Here is a 26,767-nt window from a genome sequence, read left to right as displayed (position 1 = left end):
GCTTATGAAATTGGGGGAACGTCGGTGAAAGAGGACAGCGATTGGCGGAGAAATTCATCACGATTGCTGCGAATAGTCGATGCATTCATCGTCACTTGGGCCGTCGTAGGGGCGTATCTAATCAGGTTTGGAGTGGACCCCGAGCTTACGTCAGTGGATCAGGACTTCAGCTATGTATGGTTATCCATAGTATTAGCTATTGCTTGGTGGTTTATGCTCGGAGCTTGGAATAGTAGGCAGAGTAGAATTCTTGGTTCTGGTCCCGATGAGTACAAAAGAGTTGCCGCAGCGTCACTGTGGTTGTTCGGAATAATTGCCATCGTTTCTTATGTATTGAGAATCGATACAGCACGTGGATACGTCGGACTAGCGCTCCCTGTAGGGCTTCTTGGCCTACTTCTTGGACGGTGGCTTATTCGTCAACATCTCAACGTCAAGCGGGGGCAAGGCAGGAGCATGTCTCGGTTGCTTTTGCTAGGTGGGCCCGGTGCTGTGTCACATCTGGCATCCTCTCTTTACCGTGCCAAGCACGCGGGTTACCTGCCAGTCGCCGTCTACACGCCGGGGGTCGAGGCAAACGCAGGTTTTGAGGAACGCTTAGGCCTCAAGGTTATGGGTCATGACCCTGACACAGGATCTATAGTCGCTGCGTTGGAAGCTTGCGGAGCAGATGCGGTCGCAGTGTCCGCTGGCGTGCAGTTGCACCCTCAGACACTTCGGCATCTCGGGTGGGAGCTAGCGGCGCGAAACATCGGACTAATAATGGCACCAGCCCTCACCGATATTGCAGGTCCACGCATCCATACTCAACAAGTAGCTGGCTTACCGCTGATCCACGTAACTACACCGACCTTGGAGGCAGGTCAACGGGTTGCTAAACGCCTATTTGACTTCGTTTCTGCCCTACTTCTACTAGTCGTAGCATTTCCTGCCATGCTTTTAGTTGGAATCCTGATTAAGATCGATAGCCCTGGCCCTGTGCTCTTTCGGCAAGAGCGAGTGGGCATGGAGGGTATCCCTTTCTCTATGCTCAAGTTCCGATCTATGGTTGTGGACGCAGAGACCCATTTGGCCGGGCTCCACCACGCGAATGAAGGTAGCGGTCCGCTCTTCAAACTCAAAAACGATCCTCGGGTAACGCGATTGGGTAGGGTCCTGCGGCGCTTCAGTATCGACGAGCTCCCCCAACTCCTTAACGTGCTGTCAGGTTCGATGAGCCTTGTCGGTCCACGTCCGCCGCTTCCTAGCGAGGTTGACGTCTACGAAAGTGACGTTCGAAGGCGCCTCCTCGTTAAACCTGGGCTTACTGGGCTGTGGCAGGTAAGCGGGCGCTCAAATTTGTCTTGGCAAGACTCTGTTCGACTGGATCTGTACTACGTAGAAAACTGGTCTCTTGCTGGCGATCTCGTAATCATCCTTAAAACAGTCCGCGCTGTATTTGGCAGCTCGGGCGCCTATTGATTTCGCTCGTCCTGATTCTACGGACACAACTGACCCCACGGGGAAGGAACTCAACAGAATGCGTATATCTGTAATTGGCTGTGGCTATTTGGGTGCTGTCCATGCGGCCTGCATGGCAAAGCTAGGGCATGAGGTCGTCGGAATTGACGTCGACGAACGCAAAGTCACAGAACTTGCCGGGGGGCAGGCGCCCTTTTTTGAGCCCGGCCTAGACGCGCTCCTTAAAGAAGTCCAGGGAACAGGAAGACTATCGTTTACAAGTGACATGTCCGCCGCCGCGGGAAGTGCGGTGCACTTTATATGCGTAGGCACCCCCCAAAAGAAGGGAGAAAACGGCGCCGATCTGCGATATGTGGATTCTGCGGTTTCTGCCCTTATCCCCTATATATCCCCCGACGACATCATCGTTGGCAAATCCACCGTGCCTGTGGGCACAGCGCAACGACTCGCCTCAATCGTAGAAGGCAGCCACCCTTCCGCACACCTGATGTGGAACCCTGAGTTTCTTCGGGAAGGACACGCTGTTTCTGACACCCTCCAACCTGACAGATTTGTTTACGGTGTCCCAGGTGCTTCGTATGACCATCCTGCTGTTCGAGTCCTGGACCGGGTTTATTCCGCTCCACTGGAGTCAGGGACACCACGCTTAGTTACCGATCTGCAAACAGCGGAGTTGGTAAAGACTGCGGCCAACTCGTTCTTAGCAACAAAGATTTCTTTCATTAATGCGATGGCTGAGCTTTGTGATGCAGCTGGAGCAGACGTGACCCTACTGGCAGATGCGATCGGCCTAGATGACCGCATCGGTCGAAAGTTCCTCAACGCTGGCATCGGCTTCGGTGGAGGCTGTCTCCCCAAGGATATTAGGGCCTTTATGGCGCGGGCCGGTGAACTTGGGGCTGACCAGGCACTAACATTCCTTCGCGAAGTTGATTCCATTAACATGCGCCGAAGGACACGTGTCGTGGAGCTTACCCGTGAAATTTGTGGCGGATCTCTGCTTGGCCAGCGGATCACCGTACTGGGTGCGGCCTTCAAACCGGAAAGTGATGACGTCCGTGATTCGCCCGCTCTCAGCATTGCTGCCCAATTGCAACTTCAAGGAGCGGTGGTCACGGTAACAGATCCAAAAGCCCTCGGTAATGCTGCTCAGAGATTTCCAGAATTGCACTACGAATCGGAAACTGATTCTGCCTTGGCAGGCGCGGACGTTCTTCTTTTGCTCACAGAGTGGTCTGAGTACCGCGAATTGGACCCCTATGAATCCGTGAGTAAGGTTGGCACGCCACGAATACTGGATGGCAGAAATGCTCTAAATCCAGAAAAGTGGCGTTCCGCCGGCTGGATCTACCGCGGACTTGGGCGCCCTTGACATGGAACCCCAAAAGAGCGAACCGACGTTTTTCGGGCGGTATGCCGACGCTAGACGCAGAAGCAATCGTCGAGCCCCTCGGCTCTACAAAGCACTGCTACTTATTGCAGCCCTTGTGGCGGGCGTTGTATTGGTAGGTGGATGGCTCAGCATCAAGGCAATGTCTATCAAAGAAGATTTAGAAGTCGCCGCAGGCCTTATACCACAGCTCAAACAGGAAATAGCAACTTCAGACACGCAGGCTGCTAGGAACACTGTCACTGAGCTACAGCGACGCACGTCGTCTGCACGCGAAACGGCGAGTGACCCCGTCTGGACGCTAGCGACAGGATTGCCTTGGCTGGGGGTCAATTTCGGTGCGATAGCCGAGGTTGCTCGGTCAGCGGACGACGTGTCCGCCCTGGGATTAGCGCCGCTAGTAAACGTGTACACGTCTTTGGACTGGGAAGCTCTGATGCCTGCGGGCGCCGGTGCGAATTTGGAGCCGCTCAAGACGGCATCCCCTGTCGTTGCCGCTTCCGCTTATGCCGTTCAAGTCTCCGCAGAAAGACTTGAGGCAATTGAAAAGGCACATCTTCTGCCGGAAGTAGCAAAACCGGTATCAGACGCTGCACAGCAGCTCAGAGAGGCCACCGGTGCCCTGAACACTGCAGCGGATGTGGCGAGTATAGCCCCCGCTATGATGGGGGCTGAGGATCCTAAGAGCTACTTGCTTATGATTCAGAACAATGCGGAGTCACGGGCTTCCGGTGGCATACCAGGCGCACTTGCTATCTTGACCATCGATAATGGCAAGCTTTCGCTCAGTGCGCAGAACAGCGCAGGCGGCGTCGGCGTTATGTCTCCTAACGTGCCTGTTGACCCTGAGCAGCAGCAAATCTTTACTTCTCGGATGGGCAAGTACATCCAGGATGTTAATCTCACCCCAAATTTTCCAACTGCCGCCGTCACAGCCCAAGCAATGTGGGAGCGTAAGACAGGTCAACGGGTGGATGGGGTCATATCAATTGATCCGGTGGCCTTGAGCTACATATTGGAAGTAACAGGACCAGTCACTCTGACGGTCCCGGAGGCGGGCAATTTGGCACAGATTGGACTGCCGAGTTCGTTGGATAGCAGCAACGTCGTCCAGACGTTGCTCTCCGACGTCTACGACAAGATTGAGCAGCCTGAGCATCAGGACGGCTATTTTGCCGGCGTGGCGAAGGAAGTGTTCGCAGCCCTTTCCAGCGGTCAAGGAGATACGCCACGATTGATCGCGAGTATCACTCGTGGCGTAGATGAGGGTCGGGTACTGCTTTGGTCTAGTCTGCCCGACCAGCAGACTGTGATTGGGAAGTACTCCCTCAGTGGGTCCATAGATGGTCCCAGCATCTCACCTGCACAGTTCGGTGTTTACTTCAATGACGGTACAGGGGCCAAGATGGACTTCTACGTCAGGCGGACGGTGCAACTGCTGCGTCAATGCGCAAAAGATGGATACGAGCAAACTATTGTCCGCATCACCAGCACGAATACCGCACCTGCCGATGCAGCGACATCCTTGCCGCCCTATGTAACTGCTGCCGGAGCATTCGGAATTCCGCCAGGCACAGTGCAAACAAATGTGGTGGCTTACGGACCTGTACAGGCGCAGATTGAAACTGCGCAGCTAGATGGCGAACGGGCAAACTTTGCCCCTTACATCCATCGGAATCGGCCGGTGGGAGTGTATGCGGTCAGCCTAGCGCCTGGTGAAACCAAAACAATAGAGTTCACCTTCGGCAAGATCGTCCAGCACGCGGATCCAGAACTGTTTGTTACACCGACGGTACAACCAGTATCGGAAGTCAGATTGCACACTGAAAATGCGACCTGTCGTTGATCCAGATATTACGGATAGTGAACAGTATGTAAACCAAGATGCTCAAGATTGCTCACCACGAGAACTAGGTGGTAACGTCGTTTCGGGATACCTATCCGTAGTTCTGCACAGGGTCTCGTGCGGAGGGGAATATTCCCCAAAATCGGGTACATCAAAAACCTAAACGTCTCCGGGGGGACACATGAAGAAAACACTCGCAGCACTCGCTCTTGCCGGTTCTATCGCACTTGTAGGCGCGGCACCTTCAATGGCAGCCACCTACCCCGCTCTTCCGCCGCAGGCCGCCGTTTCTGACGGCGTCGTTGGTCCCGGTGAAGACTTCATCTTCAGCGGCCAGGGCTTCCTCGCCGGTGAAACCCTTACCATCACCGTCACTCCGGGCCAGGCCCCGGCATCGGACGGCGCGAGCATCGCCGGTGGTGCTGCTGTAGCGGCCAAGATTCCCGTCGTTCAGGCTCCGCAGACGCTTTCGACAGTTGCAGACGCACAGGGCCGCTTCTCACTTCCGATTTCCATCAGCGAAGCAGGTACCTACTCGCTGACAGCAACGGGCAACACTTCCGGCGTTGTTGTTGGACCCGTCACGGTCACCGTCGTTGCTTCCTTGGCCAACACCGGCGGCGCCCCGCTGGCTAACACCGGCGCCGGCCTGGCCAACACTGGTGCCGACTCCGGCCTGGTCCTTTGGACCCTGATTGGTGCTGGCGCCCTGGCCGCCGGTGCAACTTCCGTAGTGGTTGTACGCCGCCGCGCTAAGGCAGAGGCTGCTGCCTAACAGCATCACGCGCTAACGCCGAAGAAGGTGGGTGGTCTCCGGAAAGGAGACCACCCACCTTCTTGTTTTCGGTCTTTGGCCAAGCCAACCCTCAAGCTATGTTCCTAACGACTGTCTCCCCGCTTAGAACCCTGAGGGCCCTTTGCATCTCCTCTCCAATCGTCGTCTTTGGCAGCTCATTCTCGGTGCAATGATGGTCCCGCTGGCCTTTATAGCCTTTTGGCCTAGCCCGGTAGATCAACCCATTCAGGGACAGCTCGCCGACGTTCTGCGGTTCCTCCATCACCACGGAATGCCCCGCTGGTTCGATTACAGATTCGTTGAGGCTTCGGCCAATGTGGCACTCTTTGTTCCTTTTGGAATGGTCAGTGCCCTTGCATTTCCGGAAAAACGTTGGTGGCAAGTGGGGGCTTTCGGATTGCTCATCTCCGGCTGCATGGAGCTGGGCCAGCTCCTGTTTCTCCACAATCGCTTTGCTAGTCCTGTGGACCTCGTGACAAACACGTCAGGAGCTGTGATCGGGGCTCTGATGGCCTCTGTGGCCCTTAAACGTCTGGAGGCCCACCGCCTTTCGGCAGCGGACCTCCAGTAGGTCTAAAGACCGTGGCTAGTTCACGAAGCCCTTCATCCAGGTCTTCAGGTCCTCACCGAACTCCACACGCTCAGAGGCCAAAGTGATGACGGCCTTGAGGTAGCTCAGCTTGTCCCCGGTATCGAAACGGCGGCCCTTGAAGACCACACCGTACACGCCGGAGCCTTCGCCTTCGCCGGCGGCAAGAGTCTGAAGGGCGTCGGTCAGCTGGATTTCGTTGCCGCGGCCGGGCGGAGTGTTCTCGAGAACGCCGAACACGGACGGGTGCAGCACGTAGCGGCCGATCACGGCCAGGTTTGACGGCGCCTCGCCCACGGCCGGCTTCTCCACCAGGCTGTTCACGCGGACGTAGTCCTCACCCTCCACGGCCGTGATGTCGGCACAGCCGTACGCGCTGATCTGCGACGGGTCCACCTCGATCAGGGCGATCACGGAACCGCCTGTCTTCTGCTGCACCTCCATCATGGTGTTCAGCAGGGTCTCGGCCTCGTCAATAAGGTCATCGCCCAGCAGGACGGCAAACGGTTCGTTGCCCACGTGCTGCTTGGCGCAAAGGACCGCGTGTCCCAGGCCCTTGGCCTCGCCCTGGCGGACATAGTGGATGGGACCCAGTTCCGAAGCGTACTTGATGGACTCCAGACGCTCCTTGTCGCCCTTCTCCTCCAGTACCCGCTCCAGGCCCGGCTCGCGGTCAAAGTGGTCCTCGAGGGAACGCTTGTTGCGCCCCGTGATCATCAGCAGGTCCGTGAGGCCCGAGTTTACGGCTTCCTCCACGACGTACTGAATGGCGGGCCGGTCAACAACCGGCAGCATTTCCTTCGGCATCGCCTTGGTGGCGGGCAGGAAGCGAGTCCCCAATCCGGCAGCAGGAATGACGGCTTTGGTGATAGCTTTCCCCGTAGTCATAGGTGAACCTTACAAATCAGCGGTGGACAATGGCAATTTTGTGGCAGGCTCCTGCACCGCCTCAGTCCCTGGAATCCCGCACGATGTGGGGAACAGCACGCAGGAACCGGGCCCATCTCGCCCGATGCTGCATGGCTCTCCCCCGCCAGGACATGTCCGCGTAGATGTTTCCGCTCAGAAAGACCTGCTGCTGCGGGAAGACGGCCCGGCACAACAGCCTCGCTTTGTCCCGCCGTGGGGCCTGGACGATGGCAAGAAGCCGGGCGCTGCCCGGTTCCCGGGCCATCAGGCGGTTGCGCCATTCCGTGGACGGCTGCGGCCATTGCACCTCATTTGAATCCTCGAGGAGGCCTTCAAGAAAGGGCCGTACTGCCGCCAGGGAGCCTGTGGCTACGGCGATGTCCAGGACGACGGGCGCTTGACCCTGGCGCCAGACCTGTTGTGTCAGGAACGCGAGTTCCTGCCGACAGGCAGGCAGGTGTGGTGACCGGAGCGCGTGCAGTGCCAGGATCAAAATTGCGAGGGCGGGTGACGGAACCCGCACGGTCTGCCCTGCAAGGTCGAAGTCCTCTGCATGGGCCCACATTGCCTCGAAACAATCAGCGGGGTCAGCTTCCATCCCGGGAAACCGGAAGTGGACATCGATGCAGCACGGCCACTCCGGGTGATGAAGGGTGACAGCGTGTTTGGGAAACGTGGTTGTGTCCGGATCCACAGGGCGCTGGCGCCAGCCCCGCTCCCGCAGGCCCTGGAGCATGACGTCGAGGCCGGCAGGGTCCACGAAAACATCCACATCAGCTGATGTTTTAGGCTGGCGAAGCCCTTGCATCACACTGGCCGGTCCCTTGATGAAGAAGGCGCGGACGCCCAAGCTGTCAGCCACGCGTGCGACCAGGGCATGAGCCAGCAGCACGCCTTCGGAGATGCTGAGTTGGGCCTTATCGGTTTGGTCTGCCACGGAGAACGCTTAGCCTTTTCCCCGGCGCCCGCTCAGGGCAGCTTCCACGGCACTTTCCGCTGGAGAATCCGGGACGGCACGTGCGGGCAGCGCAGCAGCGGCTGCAGGCACCGCGGCAGGAGTGGAGGTGTACGTGCCGTAGTAGGAGTACGCGTCCGTCCCCCGGGTCGGCACGTAATTCAGGACCGCACCCAGCACGCGGCCTTTGACCTTGTCCAGGTTCCCCAGGGACTGGGCCAGCTGCTCCTGCGTCGTCCTGCCGGTCCGGATCACCACGATGGCACCGTCTGCCACGCGTGAGAGAACGGCAGCGTCCGTCACGGGCAGCAGCGGCGGGGCGTCGATCAGGACAACGGCATTTTCGGCGAGGGTGGTGAGCATGGTCTTCATGGCCCGGGATCCGAGCAGCTCGCTGGGATTCGGGGGTATGCGGCCTGAACCAAGGACTGACAGGTTGGGAAGGGCACCCCAGGGCTGCAGGACATCCTCAAGCTCTGCGGTGCCGGTGAGGACGTCGGTGACGCCTGCGCCCGGCACCAGGTTGAAAACGTCCACCAGCGTGGGGCGGCGGAGGTCGCCGTCGACCACCACCACGTTCTCGCCGGCCGCCGCCATGGTGACAGCGAGATTGGCGGTGACCGTGGACTTGCCTTCTGCCTGTACGGAGCTGGTCACCACAATTATCCGGGGCGGCTGGTCCACATCCAGGAAGCTCAGGTTGGTGCGCAGCTCGCGCAGGGCCTCGGCCATCGCTCCCCCGGCATCGTGCATCTGTTCCGGGGTGCCCGTGTCCAGGACGCTGCTCTTACCGTCGAGGCGGCGGTCCGCAGGAAGGGTGCCGATCGCGGGGACCCCGAACAACCGCTCGATCTCCGAAGCCTGGCGGATGCGCCGGTCGAGGTGCCGGCGGACCACCGCATAGGCCATGCCGAGCGCCAGGCCGACGAGTGCGCCCAGCGCCAGATTCAACTTGGTGTTGGGGGACGAGGGGCTGGTGGGAAGGACGGCTTTGCCCAGCGGGAGCACCCGGACGGCGGTAGCCGTGGCACCTGCCGCCGTCCCGGCGTCGCGCGTTACCGCGGCCCCAGGCTCCACAGCCGCTTGGGCCGGCGGCACTGTCTCTATGGCTTCCACCTGGGCGGCGAGGCCATTGACCCACGCATCCGCCACACGCTGCGCCGTGGCCGGGTCAGTCGACTGGGCTGTTACCCGGATCTCGGCGGTGTCCAGCGGGACCTTAACCGCGACGCTGCCAAGGAGGGCGTCAGCCGTGGTTTCCAGCCCCAGGGCGGCGATGACGCGGTCCGCCACGAGTCGCGACTTCGCCACGGACTCATAGTTCTTGACCTTGGCCTTGGCCAGGCTATCGCCTGCAAGGGAAAGGCTGACGTTGTCAGAGCCGGGCGTCACCACAATGCCGCTGGAATCCGACGAGTAGATCTTGGGCTGCAGCACCGTCCAGCCAAGCGCCGAGAGCGTGGCCAGCAGGGTGAGGGCGACAATCCCCTTCCAGTACGCCCGGACCACGCGGAGGTAGTCCGTCAGGTCCAGGCCGGGAGGAGCTTCCGCAGCGGCGGCTGGTGTGGTCATGGGTGGTTTCCTTACTTTTCCAAAACTGATTGCGCGGTGAGCTGCTTTACGGCTCGTACGACGGCGGCCCGGTAGCCTTCCGGCGCTCTGTGCACCCTGGCAACGGCCTCCACCAGGTGGTCCAGCGGGACCGGGCTGGCGCCCGCTTCCCAGATGGCCGGGCCAATCCCGCTGAGCCGCACCACCTGGTTCTCCATCATCACCAGGAGGTCGCCGCCGATGGCCACGGCATCCTGTGCTGCTGCACGCCGGAAACAGCCCTCCGGAATGGCTCCGGGCCGGGCGATCTCGGCGACCCTGGCTTCCCACTCCGGCTTCGATCGTGGCTGTTGGCGGAACAACGGTTCCAGGGCCGCCGGCAGGTCTTCAGCTTCCGCGTAGGTCACCTGCCACACTCCCCCGACGTCGTCGATCAGGTGGCAGAGCGACTGCAGCGGTGCGCCAATCTCGGCCTGCGAGGAGGTCTCCGGAAGCAGGGCGAGCACGGCGTCGGCCAGCGGGACCTTCTTCAGCACCGGGGCCATGGTTGGGCCGCCTTGGACACGGTCAAGCAGCACGACGGACTGGATGAAGGGCATGGCGGTGACCGGCAGGAGCCCCAGTTCGTCCGGCCCCACCTGCCGCTTGTACGGGCTGTGGCCGTCCTTCACGGACAGCGGCTTGGGGTACGGCACCACGGAACTGTCATGGGCGATGGCCACAGTCTCATCCGTGACGTACCCGTAGCTCCGGGCCAGCACGGAAGCCGCGGTGGTCTTGCCCGTCCCCGACTTTGCCACCAGCGCCACCACCGCACCCGTCAGGGGATCCGCGACACCGCAGGCGTGCAGCATCGTGAGCTCGCCCGCGTTGGCCAGGATGGCGACCAGCGTGAGCCTGGTGGTGAGGGCCTCGGCCAGCTCCTCAAAGGAGGCGGCCTGCAGGAGGAACGTGCCGCCGTCGTGCGTCACGGACCGGTGGGCAACTGACGCCGTGAACGGCAGGTCAGCCGTGGGCTCCTCCGGCAGCGGCGGCAACATGAGCTGGCGAACGCTGGCACAACGTGCCCACGCCGCGCTCATGGCCTCCCGCTGCTGCCGGGTGACGGCACGGCCCCAGCGGACACCGAACTGCACTCCCAGGATGTCCACGCACAGCAGGTCGCTGCCTTTTGCCAGTTCCTCGAACAGGCGCTTCTCCCACCTCACAAGGGCGTTCCGCACCGTGCTCCCGGGGATGAAGCTGCTACCGGCCACTGCCGGGCGCAGCCTCGATCAGGCGCTGGGCCTCCAGGCTGGCCAGGAAGCTTTCCACCTGGGAATGCATCTGTCCTGTCCGGTCCTCGAAGGTGGCCTCAAGTTCCGCGAGGATGGACTGTTCTGTGCGCTGGCCGTCGATCAGGTCCCAGATGACCGCGGCCGGGCCCTCCAGGACCACGGGCTGGGTTGCGTCCACATGGAGCAGGGCAACCCGGCTCCGGCGTTCGCTGCATACTTCGGCCACCAGGCCGCCACGCTTCCAGACCATCGCTAGTAGGTGACCGTCACGGTGCCGGTAATAATCCGGCTCGTGTTGTCGGGAAGGCGCAGGGTTATCGTCAGGGTGTAAGCGAGAGTGCCGGAGGGTGCCGGGTTGACACGCTGGTATTGGAAGAAGATGGGGACAGTTACTGTCTGGCCGGCCGGGACCTCTTGGGCGAGGGTGAACGTGGCGTTGTACTCATGGGCACTCGTGTACGCCGAGGATGTCAGTGTGGCGGACGTGATGGAGTGGACGCCGACACCCGCGCTTGCGATCCCGATCGGCTTGATGTTGACCGTTCCGGTGATTGCGCCAGTGAATGCACTGCCGCTGTTGATGATCTGGAAATTCGCCGGGCCCGTGCCCGGGCGGCTGGTACCTTGACCGGTGGCTGAACTGGCGAGGCTGATAGTGGAAGCAGCACTTAGGCGTGTGATCGCCGAAATTCCCGACGCTGCAGCTGCCGGCGCGGCAATGGCTGTAGCAATGACCGGCAGCGACCAGGCAACGCCTGCGACTACCCTGCGGCGGCTCACACCGCTTTCGTTGCCAACTTCTTCCTGCAAAATCTCAGACAAATAAGCCCCCGGAGTAGTTTTTGAGCGTGGTCAGCCGCTTATGGCCGACGCTGTGCTTTTGGGCCGGCGAACTCCGGCCTCTTCTACTCTTTCCAACGGGGATAAAGATCCCTGCAAGTGGGACTCAAGCTTCAGTCAAGATTGGGTTCTCACTCGGCGGAGAACGTTGTTCCGCCTTCATCCGTCACCATCTGGCCGGATTCCTCCAGGCCTGCCGCCGCGGAACAGTCATCGCACCGGCCAACAAATTGGTGGGGGCAGGCCGCGAGGTTGGTGCCGTCCTCTGTGGACAATCGGACTCGCATGATTCCGCCGTTCCTGAGCCGGTCCGGGCCCGCCGGGGACTCATTGTTTCAGCCGCCGCAATGGTGGTGCCGGCGACGTTGCGGAGCGGGAGCCGTAGTGGCAAGCTCCCATTCCTCGCCGGCACTTCCAGTGAACTACCAGCGGAGGTGGGAATCACGAGTAGGCAATACCCGTTCCAGCAGGCCTCCCGTACCTACCTAAAAGCAAGGCGGCAGACCTACCCTCACTGCGGATGGGCCACTGATTGACAGAGTGCAGCCCGTGGCCAGCGGAAGTGAGTTTCTAGACCCACGACTAGCCCGAGGGGCAAAGTAGTAAGTAGCCTTATTAACGTTGCTTTTTTTGGATAAGTGAGACGAGACCTTGTTGGAGGTGGATTCATGGATGAGGAACTGCAGCGCCGGCTTGAGCTCGCCGCCACGCTCGGTATAGATCCCCGAAAACTCCTGCCCGCTACTTCCGGTCATTCCCGCTGGTCGAAGTTCGAGGTAGACACCTACATCCAGGGCGCCCACACCCGGTCCAAAGCTGAACACGACCCTGGTGGCAGGAGCGGTTACCGTCTCGCGGCGGGACCACATCCCAGCCACGCACACCACATACAGCTCGGACGGCCCGAGCCGTACCCAGCCAACAAGAAGAGGATCCTGGAGCATGGGCTCTCGTCGCTTGGAGCCGCGGGCAGGTTTCTTCTTACGCCCGAACAAGCCGAGACAGAACGCCTGAAATCACTGCACAGAACAGGCCTGTTAGATACCGGTCCGGAGGAAGCTTTCGACCGGATCGTCGCTGCCACCAGAAAGTTCTTTAATGTCGGGGCTGCTTCTTTGTCGCTTATAGGCGCAGACACCCAGTACCTCAAGTCTGTCATCGGACCCCTCCGTGAGGAGACTCCCAGGCAAGTCGCGCTCTGCGCGGCCACCGTGGAACACAACTCAATGCTCATCATCAACGACACGCTCACCAGTGAGCGCTTCTCTTCCAACCCGCTCGTTACCGGCGAGCCCCATATCCGCTTCTACGCCGGCTATCCATTGCATGGGCCGCGCGGCTGGAACATCGGCACCCTGTGCATCATCGACCAACAACCCCGGAGCTTTCCGCCATCTGAACAGCAAGTACTTCGGATACTCGCCGCAATCGTCCAAAACCTCGTGGATGCAAGGAACTAGCTGCGGGTTGCACAGCCAGAAACTCTGAATAGGGTTCCTAACGATAGACAGGGTGGGAGGCAAAGGCAACGACAACATCGGCGGAGCCGCACTCTGGGAACCACCACTGACCACAGCTCCGGTATGGTTTTGTCGATTGAGGCTGGCGCTCCTGGTTCGTGGACTCGTTCGCCCTACGTCGGCGCAGACGACGTGGCCGTCAGGCAATCCTGCGGCTGCCAATAGAAGTCCACATCCGACCTCTACTCGAAATCCGCTGTTAGGGCCCGAGAAAGTCTTCGGCCGGGACGCCGACTACACCTGGTGCCGCGGCGTGGGGTACTCAATGCCGCCCGCCTCTTCTCCCCCCCCCAAGCAGCGAGCTCAAGAGTCTCTGGCTCGCTATGAGCAACAGAGCCCCGAGGTACATACGAGGCGGCAGATCGGAAACTGTCGTTATTGACTTACCCCAATTGGCCGCTCAGGCAGCGGCAAAATTGGCCCGCTTCATCCGCTCCCCTGGCTGCGCTCAAAAGCGCATTCAAAAAGGGTCGTTTTCGACCGCTCCTACTCGGCCTCCAGATAGCACTCTCGCGGCGGGATCGTCAGGGAGATCAGAGAAGTCTTAGAGGCTTTGCCTAAAGACATAGTTACGAGAATCGCCACCAGGCGGAGATTCACGCACTAGGTAACGAGCATCCCTCAGCGAGCAAGCGTTCGGCATGCGGGACAAGCAGGTCGGGGGCCCCCATTCTCGCTGGACTGAGGTAATAACCAAAGGTACTATGCCTATAGTCTACTAAGGAGCTTAGTTGAAAACCCGACCCGACGGCATCATCCCGATCACGAATCAAACACTCGCCCGCTACACGGGAGCCCTGGTAATGGGGGTTCTGATTGTCCAAGGATTTACAGCCTTCATTGCGGACGGACAGATCACAGCCGGCACCATGCTGCTGCTGGCCGCAGTGGCGCTCTATATGGTGGTGTTCGCAATGAGGAATGCGACCGCGTTGCGCCAACGCGCGTACGCATCGTACTTCGCCCACGCTGTCGCTTTCCTGATCATCAACGGCAGTTTCTGGGTACACGCGTGGATCCTGATGCTTAGCGGACGCGCTGAGGTGCTGCAGCAGGGGTGGTCCGGTCCACTGTTGTCGATGAGTGTACTGTGGGGGGCTGGGCTTCTGGTGCATACGATCGGCGCCATGCTCAGCAGAGGTTATGAGCATGTCGAGGTCTGAACCGGCAGCAGACGAACTGTCCGACTATGAGCGCAAAGTCCTCGCCGCCTGGACCGATACTCACAAAAAGAGCACCCTGATGCTCTTCATCTTGCTAGCCCTATCTGAAGAACCGCGGTGGTCCGGACAAATCCGGAGCTTCATCATCGACCTTAGCGAGGGCCACCTGGCGGTGGACGAGCAGAGCATGCACCGGGCCCTACGGCGAGTGGAAGGCCTAAACCTCATCACCCATAGCCAGGAATCTGTCGTGGGCACCGGCGCCAAGCGCAAAATCTACGAGCTCACCGCCTCCGGCGAGCGGGTTTTGGCGAGCTACCTCCAAGGGCCGATGGCGTACGTGAACACCGAACTCTTCCGAGATTCAACCGCTGCTGCCCGACGCGCCCAACCACGCTAACGCAGCATTGCCAATCACAACGATGAGCGTGGTTCGCCATCAGATCCTCCTGCATTTTCCGAGCGAAGTGGGCTGGACCCGGAGTCTATAGACGAGGCAGACCCACGGTCAGCAGTAGTTGTTACCCGTCTTCCGGTCCGGGCCTACCTGTTTCCGTGGGTTGCGCCAGCGTCTCTGTCGTCGAAAGGGGTGCAAGCCTATACTCGTGGTACCGGAAATCACTGCATTGCAGCGACGGGTCGTTGGAAAGGTCGCGGTCAGCCGTGGTCGGTAACCCATTCAGGAACAGCCACCGTTTCCACAAAAGTGAGGCTAAAGAGGGCCCTCAGCGGACATCCTGGTTGAAGCGCGAGGACGCCGCCATCGCCGACGGCCACAGCAGCCTCTTTTTCCTGGCGCACGATACGCCGCCCCCTCCCTCGGCCACCTGCATTCAGGGTCACGACCTTTTGCCGGGTGAAAACACCTGCAGCCACGGCCACCCAGTCGGTTGACCGTACCGGGCGATGGCCGCTTAGCCTTCTAATTCCAGACCGGAAGGCTGTGCTGCGTCCTGCGGCCGCCCTTTCAGTTCTCTTGCCATCGACATCTGGCGGCGTCATGAAAACATCCCGAGTGCCCCTTCTCAGCGCGTTGGCTGCGATGGCGCTGGCCCTGGGCGCGTGTACTTATTCAGAGCCGGCTCCCGCCCCCGTTTCCCTTGGCAGCGCGCCGCCTCCCACCATGTCAATCGATAACACCATGCGCGCTTTTGTTGACCAGGGCTCCGTTGCTGTGGTGGCGGAAGTCAGGTGGCCGGAAGGTACCTGGTCCCGGGCCTACGGCGTCCGCAACCTGGAGTCAAGGGAGGCGGCGACGCCCGAGGACCAGGTGTTCGTCGCCAGTATCACCAAGTCCATGACCGCCGTCTCGGTCATGAAGCTGGTGGAGGAGGGCCTGATCGGTCTGGACGATCCTGTGAACGGCATCCTGGACAGTTTCACCCCCGCACTCAAGCCGCCCGGACCTATCACCGTCCGGCAACTCCTGGGACACACATCCGGCATGCACTCCTTCCAAGAGGTCACCGAGAAAACCGCCGACGACGTCCCACGGGTCGTCACGGAAGACATCAGTACCCAACGGGCCTTGGAACTGACAGCCCAACTGCCATGGGACGCCCGGGACGTGGGCTCCTTCCGCTATTCCGATTCCAACTACATGGCGCTCGGCCAGCTCGTGGAGAAACTCCGGGGGCAGCCGTTTACCGAGGTGCTGCGGGCGGACGTCATTGATCCGCTCAAACTGGAGAGCACGTCCCTTGATCCGGCCACAGCCGCCAACCCCTCCGTCATACGGGGCTACATCACATACGACGGGGAACGCCTCGATATCACCGAAGCCCCGGGCATTCTGGGGTCACCTGCCTTCGGAGCGCTTTCCACCATGTCCGATATCAACGACTTCTATGCAGCCCTGTTCCGTGGAGACCTGCTGTCCACGGCTTCACTGCAGGAAATGATGAAGACGGAGGCCATCCCCCTGTTTGGCCTCGGACTGCGTAAGTGGAACCAGGACTGCGATGACAACCACCGGTTCGGCGGTTTGGGCGGGTTCTGGACCTACCGCACCGCCTCGGTTGCCAGCACCGACGGACGGTACCAAGCCAGCATGACCCTGATCCCGCCCCCGATGCCCACACCCCTTGAGGATCCGGAGACGGATGACAAGCTCAATCTGTGGGATGACCAAATGGTCTCCGCCCTCCAAGAGACCTTGGACCGGCTCTGCCCGTAGGCACGCCGACTGTGCCTGGCTTTAGCTTTTGGAGCCTTGGCGACCGGGAGGCGGGCAGCAGCTGGTTGCGCAGCCCGTAGGCTCCGTTTGTTTACTCTGCCGTTCCAGCGTCAGCTTCTGCTGCACCTTTTTCCGTATTCTGCTTTTGGGCATGACGTGTTCCGTATCGGGTCTGGCCGTTGTTGTGGTGATGTCCGTCCGGAGGCGCCCGGAGGAAGAAGAGCCTTTCGGGGCCTGGATCAGCCTTGGCGCGCCTTCATGCGCGGGTTCTTCTTATTGATGACGAAAGTGCGGCCGCGGCGGCGGACAATCTGTGCACCGGGGATTTTCTTCAGTGCCCGCAGGGAGTTTCTTACCTTCATGTTGTGCTCCTCAGTGATGTTGCTGTTGGTTAGTTCAGTCCGAAAGGATCAGGGAAAGAGGTGGTGCCGGACGCCATTTCCGCTTCCGTCAGTTCGCATGCCTTCAGCAGTGCGCGGATTTCGGCGGCGTCCAGTGCATCGCCGGTGACGGCCAGGACGGTTCCCCGGTCGCCGAATTCGGGACGCCATTCCAGTCCGGCGCCGTAGGGTTCCGCAGCCGGCACACCGGGCAGGGAAGGCCGTCCGGCCTGCCACAGGCCCGTGTTTTCCAGCCAGACACGTGGCCCAATGCCCTGGATGGAGATCCGGCAGGCCGGCGCTGACGCTACCCAGATCCGTCCGCGCAACCAGCAGCATCCCTGGGCGAGCGCTGCCAGGGCATGCCGGAAACGTTCCGGGTGCAGGGGACGCTCAACCTTCTGCACCACCGTGGTGAAAGGCGCAGAGGAGGCAATGGGGACACGGACCGAGCCTGGCACTGTCCGGGCTGCAGCGTCCGCAAGATTATGCCTCCCCAGCCGGATGTCCCCGCTGCTTTCGGTGACGGCGGCGTGCGGCGCCAGCTCTTTGATGAGCTGGACACCCCGGGCACGTGCCTGTGCATCCACCGGCACCAGGGCCGGATCGGCCAGCACCACCGAGTCGTTGAACAGCAGCTCCCCCATCAGGAACTCCCCCGGGGTCCGGTCATCCTCCGGGACGGGAGTAAACCCGGACTCGAACAGCGTGTGATGGTCCCAGATCTGGTCTTCCACTGCGTCAGGGGCACAGGCCAGCACCACCGAATCAACCACCAGGGAGTTCCCAAGACCCTTGCGGAGGGCCTGCACCGCGGTCTGTGAAGCCACAGCCGGAGGCAAACCCAGAATGATGCGCAGGCCAGCCCTCACCAACCGGGCCACGGCTGGCACCACGTCCAACCGCACGGTGCAGCTCAGGCAGCCATGCTCCAGCGTAGATTCCTCCCGCTCGATGCATCGGCCGTCCTGGTAGACCCGGCGGGCCACCACGCCGTCCTCCAACAGGTCATGAAGGATGACAAGGGCGCCGGGCGATCCGGCCGCCAGCGCGGCGCACGCCTGTTGGCGGCTAAGGATGTCAAGGGAGCTCACAACAGTCACAGGCATGACCCAGATGCTACATGAGAAAGATTCTCATTATCAATTGACGCGCTGAAGCATCCCCTGTCCCTCGAAAGCCCATAAGCGTATATTTGGCCCACGTCATCCGTGACACCATCCCCCGCAGCGGGGAACCGCACCGCAACAGCCACAATGAATGACTGGCATTGAAGGAGCCATCATGACCGAGGAAGTCAAAGCAGAACACACCCTCAGCGAGCACACGCACGGAGAAAGCGACTGCACCCATGCAACCGTCCAGCACGGGGACCACGTGGACTACCTGCACGACGGCCACCGCCACGCCGCCCACGAGGACCACTACGACGAACACGACGATCCGGCCGAACATACGGCCAGCGAGCACCGGCACGGAGGTGACTGCCAGCATGAAACGGTGCCCCACGGCGACCACGTGGACTACCTCCACGACGGCCACCGCCATGCCGAACACGGGGACCACTACGACGAGCACTGACCACCGGACGGGGCGCCAGGACGGGACCGCACCTATCGGCGTCAATTGACACTGATTCTCATTTACATGAGAATCGGTGACATGAAACCCCGTACCCGGCTTGTTCTCGCCATGCCCCTTTTGTCCGCCCTGTCACTGACGGCCTGCGCCTCTGGCTCCGGGGAGGCTTCCCCCTCGGGCACGTCCGGCGCAGGCGCTGCGCCCTTGAAGGTCATGGCGTCCTTCTACCCGCTGCAGTACGTGGTGGAGCAGGTGGGAGGAGACAAGGTGGAGGTTGAATCACTTACCCCTCCGGGGACCGAGCCCCACGACCTCGAGCTCTCCCCGGCAGCCGTGGCTTCCCTGGAAAACGCCGGCGCCGTGGTGTACCTTTCCGGCTTCCAGCCCGCCGTCGATGAAGCCATCAAGCAGGCGTCCCCCGCCCGCGCCCTGGACGTCTCGGAAGAAGCAACCCTCCCCGCCGGGCACTCGGAACATGACCACGGCACGGAAACCCAGACCGAAGCCGCGGCGGAACACGGGCACGCGGAGGAAACGGAAGCCGGCCACTCCGAGGAAGCCCACTCAGAAGAAGGCCACACGGAGGAAGGCCACTCCGATGAAGGCCAGGACCTGCACTTCTGGCTCGACCCCGAACGCCTCGCCCACACGGCCCACGCCGTAGCGGAGGAACTGGCCGACGCCGACCCGGCCAACGCCGCCGCGTATGAGGCCAACGCCGAAGCCCTGTCCGGGAAACTGACGAAACTGGATGAGGACTTCAGCCAGGGCCTGAAGACCTGCAAGACGCGCACCATCGTCGTCTCCCACGAGGCCTACGGCTACCTCGCGGACAAGTATGACCTGAACCAGGCCGGCATTTCGGGCCTGGCACCGGATACGGAACCGTCACCGGCACGGCTGGCCGAAATCGGCCAGGTGGTCAAGGATGAAGGGGTGAGCACCATCTTCACCGAGACCCTGGTCAACCCCAAGGTCGCTGAAACACTCGCCGCCGACCTAAACGTCAAAACCGCGGTCCTGGACCCGCTCGAAGGGCTGACAGACAACAGCTCCGACTACGAAAAGGTGATGCGCAGCAACCTCGAAGCCCTGCGCACCGCCCTGGACTGCGCCTAGGCCGTGGCCGCCCACCAGCCGCCCATCCGGACCCGGCAGCTGCAGGTGTCCGTGGAAAGCGGGACCATCCTGCACGGCATCGATCTCACCGTCCCGGAGGGCGAAGCCGTTGCGCTGCTCGGAGCCAACGGCTCCGGTAAATCGACCCTGGTCAAGGCGCTGGTGGGCATCGTCCCGGTAACCTCCGGAACCGCCGAGATCTACGGCGCGGACGTCACCGCCGCCCGACGCGCAGTCCCCTGGTCCCGGGTGGGCTACGTCCCGCAGCGGCTGGGGCCAAGCTCCGGGGTGCCCGCCACCGCCGTCGAAGTGGTGGCCTCCGGGCTGCTGGACAACCGGCGGCTGCGGATCGGCCGCGCTGCCCGCCGGAAAGCGCTGGAGGCGCTGGAGCAGGTGGGGCTGCTCGATCGCGCCCATGACAGCGTCCAGGTGTTCTCCGGCGGCCAGCAGCAGCGCGTACTGATCGCCCGCGCCCTGGTGCGGGAACCCGATCTCATCATTCTCGATGAGCCGCTGGCGGGAATCGACCGCGCATCCAAGGAGGCCCTCGCCCGCACCCTGGGGCGGATGCGTGAACGGGGCACCACCATCCTGGTGGTGCTGCACGAACTGGGCGAACTGGCCGGCATGGTGGAGCGGGCCGTGGTGCTGCGCCGCGGACGGGTCATTTTCGACGGCCCGCCGCCCGCAGCCGCACCGGGCCACGACCACCCGGACCATGACCACGTCCACGCGCACGCCGACCCTCCCCTGCCCGGGCATACCGTCCCTGACCTGCGATCGGAGTGGTGATGGCTTTCTTCGACGCCATGGCAACCATGCTCGCCAGCCCGCTGATGCAGCGCGGCCTCATGGTCGCTGTGCTGGTGGGCATCTCGGCGCCCGTCATGGGCACCTACCTGGTCCAGCGGCGCCTTGCCCTGCTGGGGGACGGGATCGGGCACGTCGCCCTGACAGGCGTGGCCATGGGCTGGCTCGCCGGAAGCGCGGCAGGGCTCACCCCCCACGACCTGCTCGCTGTCCCTGGGGCCGTCGTCGCCGCCATCATCGGGGCGGTGCTGATCGAAGTGGTGCGGGAAAAGGGCAAGACCAGCGGTGACGTGGCCCTTGCCCTGCTCTTCTACGGCGGCATCGCCGGCGGAGTGCTCCTGATCGGAGTGGCCGGCGGTACCGCGGCCAACCTCACCGGCTACCTGTTCGGTTCCATTTCCACCGTCACGGCGCTGGACGTCTGGCTCGCCGCCGGCCTGGCCGTGCTCATCCTGGGCATCGGCCTGGGATTGCGGCCAGCCCTCTTCGCCCTGAGCCATGATGAGGAATTCGCCCGCGCCACCGGCCTTCCCGTGCGGGCACTGAACATCCTCATCGCAGTGCTGGCAGCCCTGACGGTTTCCGTGTCGATGCGGGTGGTAGGGGTCCTGCTCGTCTCGGCGCTGATGATCGTACCGGTTGCCATCGCCCAGCTGACCGCCAAATCCTTCCGTGCCACGATGGGCACCGCCATGATCATAGGTGCCGCGGTCTGCGTTACTGGGCTGTCCATCACGTACTTCCACCGGCTGTCCCCCGGGGCCACCATCGTGGTCCTCGCTATCGGCGTCTACGCTGTTGTGGCCCTCGTGCGGCCCCTCCTTCCGCGGCCGAAGCAGGCCTCCGGCCCGCACCTGGATGCCGACGACGATCTGCGGCTTCACGAGGACGCCTAGCGTGGAGCGCCGGACCCGGCAGCGCTGCGCGCTTGATGAGCTGCTGAAGCGCACGCCGGAGTTCCGCAGCGCGCAGCAGCTGCACGCGAAACTGCGCGAGGACGGGGAATCGGTGGCCCTGGCCACGGTGTACCGGCTTCTGCAGTCCATGGCCCGGGAAGGCGAAGTGGATGTGCTGCGCAGCGAAGACAACGAAACCCGGTACCGCCGCTGCCAGCGCCAGGAACACCACCACCACCTGGTGTGCCGCCAGTGCGGATACACCGTGGAAGTCACCGAGACCGCCGTCCAACGCTGGGCAGATCGGACCGCCCGCCAGCATGGCTTCACAGTCGTCTCACACGCCGTTGAACTCCTCGGCGTCTGCGCCGGCTGTGAGGACAGGGGCTAGGCCTAAGCTCCTACTGCCCGTTCCCGCCCACCCGCCGCTACTTGCTTGGTAATGATAATCATTTGCAAGTACGATGGCGCGTTGGAACTTGAACATTTGGCGATATAAGAGGAGCGGACCATGCTTGGGCGCACGATGAGAATGGCCGGGGCGTCAGCGGCCGCGGTAATGATGCTGGCCGGCTGCGCGGGGGAAGGCGCGACCAAAGGCCAGGCTCCGGAGCAGCCGTTGAAGGTGGTGGGGCAGTTCGAGCTGCACAGCCTGGACCCCTCAACCAGCGGTGGGTTCTTCACCCGCCTGCAGGTTGCCGAAACCCTGGTGGACGCCGACAACCAGGGGGCACTGCGGCCGGGGCTCGCCACCGGTTGGGAGGCCTCCCCGGACAACTTCTCCTGGCGTTTCACCCTCCGCGAGGGTGCCAGCTTCCACGACGGGACCCCCGTCACGGCAGAGGCCGTCGCCGCTGCACTGGAAACCGCCCGGGGCAAAGCCGGCAGCCCCTTCTCCGCTGTCCCGGTGAAGGCCGTCACGGCCGAGGACGGCGCGGTGCGCGTGGACCTGGGGCAGCCCTATGCCCCGCTGCCCGCCGTGCTGGCCCACACCAGCACACAGATTCTCGCCCCCAGCTCGTATGGGGCCGACCGGACGGTCACCGATGTGGTGGGCTCCGGCCCCTACAAGGTGACCCGCCTGGAACAGCCGGGCACCATTGAGCTGGCTGTCTCCGAGCAATGGAAGGACGAAAAGCCGGCCATCACCGAAGTCCATTACCAGGCAGTAGGTAGGTCCGAAAGCCGTGCACTGATGGCCGAAAGCGGCCAGGCCGACGTGACCTTCGGGATGGACCCCACCAGCCTGCAGCGGATCAGGCAGGCCGGCAAGCAGGACATCGAACAGGTCACCCTCCCACGGAGCATCCTGTTGAAGGTCAACGCGGGCCACGAAATCCTGGGCGACGTCCGGGTCCGCCAGGCCCTGAGCCTGGCCCTGGACCGCGAAGCGATGGCAACAGCTTTGCTCCGGGACCCTGAGATGGCCGCCACCCAGCTTTTCCCGCCGTCGCTGCCGGAATGGCACCAGGACAACGCCGCGCCGCTGACCCACAACATGGAAGAAGCCCGCAAACTGCTCACCGAGGCAGGCTGGGCACCCGGAAGTGACGGCACCCTGGAGCGCGAGGGCCGGAAATTCTCGATCAGCCTGCGCACCTTCCCCGACCGGCCCGAGCTGCCTCTGCTGGCCACCGCCATCCAGGCGAAACTCAAAGACCTGGGCATTGCCCTTGACGTGAAGATCGGCAACTCCAGCGAGATCCCCGCAGGCCACCAGGACGGTTCCCTGGAACTGGCACTGTTTTCCCGGAACTACGCACTTGTACCCGACGCACTGGTGACCCTCGCGGACGACTTCGCTCCCGAGGGCGCGGACTACGGCGCCATGGGCTGGAACAATGCAGACCTGACCTCGACCTTGACCACCATGGCCACCGGCACGGGCACCGGCACACCGGAGGAGAACCGGCGGACGGTGACCGAAATCCTGCAGTCCGAACTGCCCGTAATCCCCGTCGCCTGGTACCGGCAAAGCGCCGTGGTGAGCAAGAGGGTTGACGGCCTGGTCCTCGATCCGCTCGAACGCTCCTGGCGGCTCACGGACCTCAGCTGGGCCAAGTAAAAGGGGAAAGAACTTCCGTGCACACACCCGCAGCGAGCCTGCAGGTCCTTTCCGGACCTGCCGCCCGCATCCTTCGCCAACGCACCGTCCAGGCGGCCGCCGTCGTCCTGCTGGTCTCCACAGCGTGCTTCGCCATTGTGCAGAACCTGCCCGGCGACATCGCCTTCCGCATCGCCGCCGGCCGCTACGGCTACGACCAGGTCACCGCGGCGTCAGCGGACAGCGTCCGCGCTGAACTGGGACTGGACCGGCCCCTCTGGCAGCAGCTTTTGGACTGGATCGCCGACCTGCTGACCTTCAACCTCGGAACCTCCCTGGTGACAGGGGCCGACGTCGCCGGGGAACTGGCCTTCTACCTGTCCAGCAGCACCCAGCTCGCCGTGGCGGCGCTGGCCATCGCCTTCGCCACCGGCGCCACCGCCGGCGCCCTGGCCGCGGCCAAACCCGGCGGCGCCATGGACCGGCTGACCAACCTTTGGGTCTCCGGAGCACGGGCACTTCCGCCGTTCCTCCTCGGCCTGGTCCTGATCCTGGTTTTCTCCGTCCACCTTGGGGTGCTGCCGGCCGCAGGGCACGGTGAAGCAGGCAACATTGTGCTGCCGGCAGCCACCCTTGCCGTGGGCCTCTCCGGGCTCTTCGCCCGCGTCACCCGCGACACCGTGGTGCAGGTCCGGGAATCGGGGTACGTCCACTTCGCCCAGACCAAAGGCCTTAGCGCCCGCCTGGTGTTCTTCCGGCACGTGCTGAGGAACACCGGGGTGACCCTGATCGCCTATGTGGGCGTGCAGGTGCTGATCCTGATCGAAGGCGTGGTCATCGTCGAAAGCCTCTTCGCCTGGCCGGGCCTGGGGCACGCACTGGTGCACGCTATTTTCTGGCGGGACATCCCCATGATCCAGGCCACGGCCGTGGCACTGGCGCTCCTCGTCGTCGCCCTTAACACGGCCGTTGACCTGGGCTCCGCCGCCATCGACCCCCGTCCGCGCCGCCGGGAGGTGGTCCTGTGATGCCCTCTATCCTCAGCAACCGGCCCGCCGGCGACAAGCTGCCGCGGCCGGACAGCTTGTCCGCCTCCACCCTGGTCCGCGGCCGGACCCGCTGGTTCGCCGCCGCCTCCGGGGCCCAGCGCGCCGCGGCGGTGCTGCTGGCCGCCCTGGTGCTCTTCGCCCTGGCCGGGCCGCTGCTCTGGCCCGGCCACGCGGTCCAGGACCTGTCCCGGTTCCTGGAAGCCCCCAGCCTGGCCGAGCCACTGGGCCGGGACCACCTGGGCCGCAGCGTCATCGCGCGGCTCGCCCACGCCACCCGCCTGTCCCTGCTGATGGCCCTGCTGTGCGTCGGCACCGCACTGCTGCTCGGAACCCTGGCCGGCATCACCGCCGCCTGGCGGGGAGGATGGGCGGACACTGTCCTTCATGGACTCTCGGAAGCGTTCATCGCGCTTCCGGCGCTCCTGGTGGTCCTCATTTTCTCGGCCCTGGCCAACGGCGAGCTGTGGTCACTGTACATCGGGCTCGCCCTGGCCCAGTGGGTGGAGTACTTCCGGATGATCCGGTCCCGCAGCGGGCTGGTGCTGGCCGGCCCGGCCGTGGAGGCAGCCGGGCTGCTCCAGCTCGGGCCCGTGCACATCGTGCGCCGGCACCTCTGGCCCGAACTGCGCCCGCTGCTGGCCACCATGGCGACTTTCGGCGTCGGATCCTCCATCCTGGCCCTGTCCACCCTCGGCTTCGTGGGAGTCGGCGTCCGGCCGCCGACGCCGGAACTGGGGCAGATGATCACCGAAGCCTTCCCCTACTACCATGAGGCGCCCTGGATGTCCCTGGCACCTGTCCTGGTCCTCATCACCATCCTCACCGGGCTCTTGGGCCTGCGAAACAAGGAGTCCCGCCCGTGACGATGCGCCTGAACGACCTGGTAGTAACCCACGGCCGGACAACCCTGGTGGAGGCGGACAGCCTGCACTTCACGCCCGGACGTCCTGTCACGATCGTAGGCGAGAGCGGTTCCGGCAAGTCCCTGCTGGCCCATGCCATCATGGGCACCCTTCCGGCAAACCTCACCGCGAGGGGAAGCCTCAGCATGGACGGGGAGGCGTACGACCTGTCCGAGCCCGGCAACAGGCGCAAGCTCTGGGGCCCGGTCATGTCCCTGCTGCCGCAGGAACCCATGCTGGCCCTGGACCCGACCATGCGGACCAGGGACCAGGTGGCCGAAGCCGCGGCCGGCTTCAGGACCGACCGGAAAAGCGCCAGGAGCCTCGCCGGGAGCCTGCTGTCCGCCCTGGGCCTGGCCCATGCGGCGGGCGCATTCCCGCATACGCTCTCCGGCGGCATGGCCCAGCGGGTGGCTTTCGCCGCGGCCACCATCGGCGGAGCCCAGGTCCTGATCGCGGACGAGCCCTCCAAAGGCCTGGACGAGCGTGCCCGGACGGAGTTGGCGGCACTGCTGAAACGGCATGCCAGCAACGATGGCATCCTGCTGACCATCACCCACGACCTGGAGCTTGCCCGTGAACTCGGCGGCGACGTCCTGGTGATGCAAAACGCCAACATCATCGAACACGGACCCGCAGGGCAGGTCCTCACCGAACCCGCCCACCCCTACACCCGGCGCCTGCTTGCCGCCGAACCCGCCAACTGGCGCCACGCCTGGGCAACGGCCCCGGCAGCACCGGAGCCAACAGGTCCGGCCCTGATCCGCGGCGAAGGGCTCGCCAAGGCCTTCGGGAAGCAGCAGCTCTTCTCCGGCCTGGACGTGGCTATCCACCCCCGGGAGCGGCTGGCACTGAGCGGACCGAGCGGCAGCGGCAAGACAACCTTGGGAAATGTCCTGCTTCGCCTGCTGCCCCCGGATGCCGGGTCAATCGAGCACTCCCCGGCGCTCCAGGGCGGCCGGCTGCAAAAGCTCTACCAGGACCCCGCCCTGGCCTTTCCATCGCGTGTGGCACTCAGGGATTCCTTCGGGGACCTCATCCGGCGCCACCGGCTGGACCCGGAACGCCTGGACGAGCTCATGGCCGCCCTGCGCCTCGCGCCGGCGCTGCTGGCCCGCACCCCCGGGCAGGTCTCCGGCGGGGAACTCCAGCGCCTGGCCATCATCCGCTCGATGCTCCTGGAACCGGCCCTGGTCTTCGCCGACGAACCCACCTCACGCCTTGACCTCATCACCCAGGAGGAAACCATGGCCTGCCTCATGGAACAGGTGGAACGCCAGGGCTGCGCCCTGGTACTCGTCACCCACGACAGCACCCTTGCCGGCGCCGTGACCCACCGCAGCATCCCGCTGGGAATATCAGAAGAATCTGTGGAAAGGGCCGAAGCGTTCGCCTAAACGGCAAAACGGCCGGGCACTGTCTCCTCCTGCTGGAGACCGTGCCCGGCCCTGGCCTAAACGGTTATGATTCATTTATTTTAAACTGTGGCCTGGGCCTCATCGTTGCCTGCCGC

27 protein-coding genes are annotated in these 26,767 nt (G+C 63.1%); 18 read left to right on the top strand and 9 right to left on the bottom strand.

The window, feature by feature from the left end; translation table 11 throughout:
- Nucleotides 1-24 precede the first annotated feature (24 nt).
- The 5 genes from AC5RT3_RS18645 (at nt 25) to AC5RT3_RS18625 (ending at nt 6,064) form a co-directional block, all read left to right on the top strand.
- Nucleotides 25-1,461, top strand: a complete 1,437-nt coding sequence (locus AC5RT3_RS18645; protein WP_494124902.1) for a sugar transferase — start codon at nt 25-27, stop codon at nt 1,459-1,461.
- A 58-nt stretch (nt 1,462-1,519) separates the two neighbouring features.
- Nucleotides 1,520-2,833 carry a UDP-glucose dehydrogenase family protein gene (locus AC5RT3_RS18640; RefSeq protein WP_494124901.1) on the top strand — a complete coding sequence of 438 codons (1,314 nt, stop codon included), beginning with the start codon at nt 1,520-1,522 and terminating at the stop codon, nt 2,831-2,833.
- Nucleotides 2,834-2,993: 160 nt separating this feature from the next.
- Nucleotides 2,994-4,697, top strand: a complete 1,704-nt coding sequence (locus tag AC5RT3_RS18635) for a DUF4012 domain-containing protein (RefSeq protein ID WP_494124900.1) — start codon at nt 2,994-2,996, stop codon at nt 4,695-4,697.
- 181 nt (nt 4,698-4,878) lie between these two features.
- A complete protein-coding gene (locus tag AC5RT3_RS18630; protein ID WP_494124899.1) occupies nt 4,879-5,472 on the top strand; it encodes an LPXTG cell wall anchor domain-containing protein in 594 nt (197 codons plus the stop codon).
- A gap of 190 nt (nt 5,473-5,662) precedes the next feature.
- The gene (locus tag AC5RT3_RS18625) at nt 5,663-6,064 is read left to right on the top strand and encodes a VanZ family protein (RefSeq protein ID WP_494124898.1); all 402 of its coding nucleotides are present in this window, start codon (nt 5,663-5,665) and stop codon (nt 6,062-6,064) included.
- Nucleotides 6,065-6,079: 15 nt separating this feature from the next.
- Here AC5RT3_RS18625 and galU read toward each other — a convergent pair whose 3' ends face one another.
- The 7 genes from galU to AC5RT3_RS18590 all read right to left on the bottom strand — a co-directional run bounded on the left by galU (nt 6,080) and on the right by AC5RT3_RS18590 (nt 11,901).
- Entirely contained in the window at nt 6,080-6,970 is an 891-nt protein-coding gene (gene galU / locus AC5RT3_RS18620) for a UTP--glucose-1-phosphate uridylyltransferase GalU (protein ID WP_494124897.1), read from the bottom strand.
- Between the two features lie 61 nt (nt 6,971-7,031).
- Nucleotides 7,032-7,928 carry a nucleotidyltransferase family protein gene (locus tag AC5RT3_RS18615; protein WP_494124896.1) on the bottom strand — a complete coding sequence of 299 codons (897 nt, stop codon included), beginning with the start codon at nt 7,926-7,928 and terminating at the stop codon, nt 7,032-7,034.
- 9 nt (nt 7,929-7,937) lie between these two features.
- Complete coding sequence (locus AC5RT3_RS18610) at nt 7,938-9,518, bottom strand: tyrosine-protein kinase domain-containing protein (protein WP_494124895.1); 1,581 nt, start codon at nt 9,516-9,518, stop codon at nt 7,938-7,940.
- Nucleotides 9,519-9,529: 11 nt separating this feature from the next.
- The gene (locus AC5RT3_RS18605; protein ID WP_494124894.1) at nt 9,530-10,705 is read right to left on the bottom strand and encodes an ATP-binding protein; all 1,176 of its coding nucleotides are present in this window, start codon (nt 10,703-10,705) and stop codon (nt 9,530-9,532) included.
- A gap of 37 nt (nt 10,706-10,742) precedes the next feature.
- Complete coding sequence (locus AC5RT3_RS18600; protein WP_494124893.1) at nt 10,743-11,024, bottom strand: PqqD family protein; 282 nt, start codon at nt 11,022-11,024, stop codon at nt 10,743-10,745.
- Between the two features lie 2 nt (nt 11,025-11,026).
- On the bottom strand, nt 11,027-11,554 hold the full coding sequence (locus tag AC5RT3_RS18595) for a hypothetical protein (protein ID WP_494010167.1): 528 nt from the start codon (nt 11,552-11,554) through the stop codon (nt 11,027-11,029).
- A 191-nt stretch (nt 11,555-11,745) separates the two neighbouring features.
- Nucleotides 11,746-11,901 (bottom strand): hypothetical protein, encoded by a 156-nt coding sequence (locus AC5RT3_RS18590; protein WP_494010166.1) that lies wholly within the window; start codon nt 11,899-11,901, stop codon nt 11,746-11,748.
- Between the two features lie 381 nt (nt 11,902-12,282).
- Here AC5RT3_RS18590 and AC5RT3_RS18585 point away from each other — a divergent pair, with 381 nt between their 5' ends.
- The 4 genes from AC5RT3_RS18585 to AC5RT3_RS18570 all read left to right on the top strand — a co-directional run bounded on the left by AC5RT3_RS18585 (nt 12,283) and on the right by AC5RT3_RS18570 (nt 16,473).
- Nucleotides 12,283-13,074 carry a GAF domain-containing protein gene (locus AC5RT3_RS18585; protein ID WP_494124892.1) on the top strand — a complete coding sequence of 264 codons (792 nt, stop codon included), beginning with the start codon at nt 12,283-12,285 and terminating at the stop codon, nt 13,072-13,074.
- Nucleotides 13,075-13,865: 791 nt separating this feature from the next.
- Nucleotides 13,866-14,297, top strand: coding sequence for a hypothetical protein (locus AC5RT3_RS18580; protein ID WP_494124891.1), 432 nt, complete (start codon nt 13,866-13,868; stop codon nt 14,295-14,297).
- Nucleotides 14,284-14,697 carry a PadR family transcriptional regulator gene (locus AC5RT3_RS18575; RefSeq protein ID WP_494051230.1) on the top strand — a complete coding sequence of 138 codons (414 nt, stop codon included), beginning with the start codon at nt 14,284-14,286 and terminating at the stop codon, nt 14,695-14,697. Before AC5RT3_RS18580 ends, AC5RT3_RS18575 begins: the two co-directional genes overlap by 14 nt.
- Before the next feature lie 723 nt (nt 14,698-15,420).
- Entirely contained in the window at nt 15,421-16,473 is a 1,053-nt protein-coding gene (locus AC5RT3_RS18570) for a serine hydrolase domain-containing protein (RefSeq protein WP_494124890.1), read from the top strand.
- 239 nt (nt 16,474-16,712) lie between these two features.
- Here AC5RT3_RS18570 and ykgO read toward each other — a convergent pair whose 3' ends face one another.
- Both ykgO and AC5RT3_RS18560 read right to left on the bottom strand, forming a co-directional pair.
- Nucleotides 16,713-16,835 (bottom strand): type B 50S ribosomal protein L36, encoded by a 123-nt coding sequence (gene ykgO, locus AC5RT3_RS18565; protein ID WP_011693081.1) that lies wholly within the window; start codon nt 16,833-16,835, stop codon nt 16,713-16,715.
- A 29-nt stretch (nt 16,836-16,864) separates the two neighbouring features.
- Nucleotides 16,865-17,962 (bottom strand): GTP-binding protein, encoded by a 1,098-nt coding sequence (locus AC5RT3_RS18560; RefSeq protein WP_494124889.1) that lies wholly within the window; start codon nt 17,960-17,962, stop codon nt 16,865-16,867.
- A gap of 151 nt (nt 17,963-18,113) precedes the next feature.
- On the opposite strand from AC5RT3_RS18560, the gene AC5RT3_RS18555 reads away from it, so the two are divergent.
- The 9 genes from AC5RT3_RS18555 to AC5RT3_RS18515 all read left to right on the top strand — a co-directional run bounded on the left by AC5RT3_RS18555 (nt 18,114) and on the right by AC5RT3_RS18515 (nt 26,651).
- A complete protein-coding gene (locus AC5RT3_RS18555) occupies nt 18,114-18,434 on the top strand; it encodes a hypothetical protein (protein WP_494051233.1) in 321 nt (106 codons plus the stop codon).
- 81 nt (nt 18,435-18,515) lie between these two features.
- Nucleotides 18,516-19,553, top strand: a complete 1,038-nt coding sequence (locus AC5RT3_RS18550) for a metal ABC transporter substrate-binding protein (RefSeq protein WP_494010145.1) — start codon at nt 18,516-18,518, stop codon at nt 19,551-19,553.
- A 3-nt stretch (nt 19,554-19,556) separates the two neighbouring features.
- A complete protein-coding gene (locus AC5RT3_RS18545; protein WP_494010144.1) occupies nt 19,557-20,345 on the top strand; it encodes a metal ABC transporter ATP-binding protein in 789 nt (262 codons plus the stop codon).
- Nucleotides 20,345-21,259, top strand: coding sequence for a metal ABC transporter permease (locus AC5RT3_RS18540; protein ID WP_494010143.1), 915 nt, complete (start codon nt 20,345-20,347; stop codon nt 21,257-21,259). Before AC5RT3_RS18545 ends, AC5RT3_RS18540 begins: the two co-directional genes overlap by 1 nt.
- 1 nt (nt 21,260) lies before the next feature.
- Entirely contained in the window at nt 21,261-21,650 is a 390-nt protein-coding gene (locus AC5RT3_RS18535; protein ID WP_494010142.1) for a Fur family transcriptional regulator, read from the top strand.
- Nucleotides 21,651-21,770: 120 nt separating this feature from the next.
- Nucleotides 21,771-23,324, top strand: coding sequence for an ABC transporter substrate-binding protein (locus tag AC5RT3_RS18530; RefSeq protein ID WP_494124888.1), 1,554 nt, complete (start codon nt 21,771-21,773; stop codon nt 23,322-23,324).
- Between the two features lie 17 nt (nt 23,325-23,341).
- Nucleotides 23,342-24,331, top strand: coding sequence for an ABC transporter permease (locus AC5RT3_RS18525; protein WP_494010140.1), 990 nt, complete (start codon nt 23,342-23,344; stop codon nt 24,329-24,331).
- Nucleotides 24,331-25,215 (top strand): ABC transporter permease, encoded by an 885-nt coding sequence (locus tag AC5RT3_RS18520; protein WP_494010365.1) that lies wholly within the window; start codon nt 24,331-24,333, stop codon nt 25,213-25,215. Before AC5RT3_RS18525 ends, AC5RT3_RS18520 begins: the two co-directional genes overlap by 1 nt.
- A gap of 2 nt (nt 25,216-25,217) precedes the next feature.
- Nucleotides 25,218-26,651: an ABC transporter ATP-binding protein gene (locus AC5RT3_RS18515; protein ID WP_494124912.1), complete on the top strand. Its 1,434-nt coding sequence runs from the start codon at nt 25,218-25,220 to the stop codon at nt 26,649-26,651.
- Nucleotides 26,652-26,767: the final 116 nt, after the last annotated feature.

The sequence above is a fragment of the Arthrobacter sp. Y3221159 genome (genome assembly GCF_059089885.1).
This window is presented reverse-complemented; position numbering and strand designations above follow the sequence as displayed.

What these genes read in the sequence shown, in the direction of transcription:
- AC5RT3_RS18640 (WP_494124901.1), top strand. Translation starts at nt 1,520, where the DNA reads ATGCGTATATCTGTAATTGGCTGTGGCTATTTGGGTGCTGTCCATGCG.
- AC5RT3_RS18635 (WP_494124900.1), top strand. Translation starts at nt 2,994, where the DNA reads ATGTCTATCAAAGAAGATTTAGAAGTCGCCGCAGGCCTTATACCACAG.
- AC5RT3_RS18630 (WP_494124899.1), top strand. Translation starts at nt 4,879, where the DNA reads ATGAAGAAAACACTCGCAGCACTCGCTCTTGCCGGTTCTATCGCACTT.
- AC5RT3_RS18625 (WP_494124898.1), top strand. Translation starts at nt 5,663, where the DNA reads ATGATGGTCCCGCTGGCCTTTATAGCCTTTTGGCCTAGCCCGGTAGAT.
- galU (WP_494124897.1), bottom strand. Translation starts at nt 6,970, where the DNA reads ATGACTACGGGGAAAGCTATCACCAAAGCCGTCATTCCTGCTGCCGGA.
- AC5RT3_RS18610 (WP_494124895.1), bottom strand. Translation starts at nt 9,518, where the DNA reads ATGACCACACCAGCCGCCGCTGCGGAAGCTCCTCCCGGCCTGGACCTG.
- AC5RT3_RS18600 (WP_494124893.1), bottom strand. Translation starts at nt 11,024, where the DNA reads ATGGTCTGGAAGCGTGGCGGCCTGGTGGCCGAAGTATGCAGCGAACGC.
- AC5RT3_RS18590 (WP_494010166.1), bottom strand. Translation starts at nt 11,901, where the DNA reads ATGCGAGTCCGATTGTCCACAGAGGACGGCACCAACCTCGCGGCCTGC.
- AC5RT3_RS18585 (WP_494124892.1), top strand. Translation starts at nt 12,283, where the DNA reads ATGGATGAGGAACTGCAGCGCCGGCTTGAGCTCGCCGCCACGCTCGGT.
- AC5RT3_RS18575 (WP_494051230.1), top strand. Translation starts at nt 14,284, where the DNA reads ATGTCGAGGTCTGAACCGGCAGCAGACGAACTGTCCGACTATGAGCGC.
- AC5RT3_RS18570 (WP_494124890.1), top strand. Translation starts at nt 15,421, where the DNA reads ATGTCAATCGATAACACCATGCGCGCTTTTGTTGACCAGGGCTCCGTT.
- ykgO (WP_011693081.1), bottom strand. Translation starts at nt 16,835, where the DNA reads ATGAAGGTAAGAAACTCCCTGCGGGCACTGAAGAAAATCCCCGGTGCA.
- AC5RT3_RS18560 (WP_494124889.1), bottom strand. Translation starts at nt 17,962, where the DNA reads ATGCCTGTGACTGTTGTGAGCTCCCTTGACATCCTTAGCCGCCAACAG.
- AC5RT3_RS18555 (WP_494051233.1), top strand. Translation starts at nt 18,114, where the DNA reads ATGACTGGCATTGAAGGAGCCATCATGACCGAGGAAGTCAAAGCAGAA.
- AC5RT3_RS18550 (WP_494010145.1), top strand. Translation starts at nt 18,516, where the DNA reads ATGAAACCCCGTACCCGGCTTGTTCTCGCCATGCCCCTTTTGTCCGCC.
- AC5RT3_RS18540 (WP_494010143.1), top strand. Translation starts at nt 20,345, where the DNA reads ATGGCTTTCTTCGACGCCATGGCAACCATGCTCGCCAGCCCGCTGATG.
- AC5RT3_RS18530 (WP_494124888.1), top strand. Translation starts at nt 21,771, where the DNA reads ATGCTTGGGCGCACGATGAGAATGGCCGGGGCGTCAGCGGCCGCGGTA.
- AC5RT3_RS18520 (WP_494010365.1), top strand. Translation starts at nt 24,331, where the DNA reads ATGCCCTCTATCCTCAGCAACCGGCCCGCCGGCGACAAGCTGCCGCGG.
- AC5RT3_RS18515 (WP_494124912.1), top strand. Translation starts at nt 25,218, where the DNA reads ATGCGCCTGAACGACCTGGTAGTAACCCACGGCCGGACAACCCTGGTG.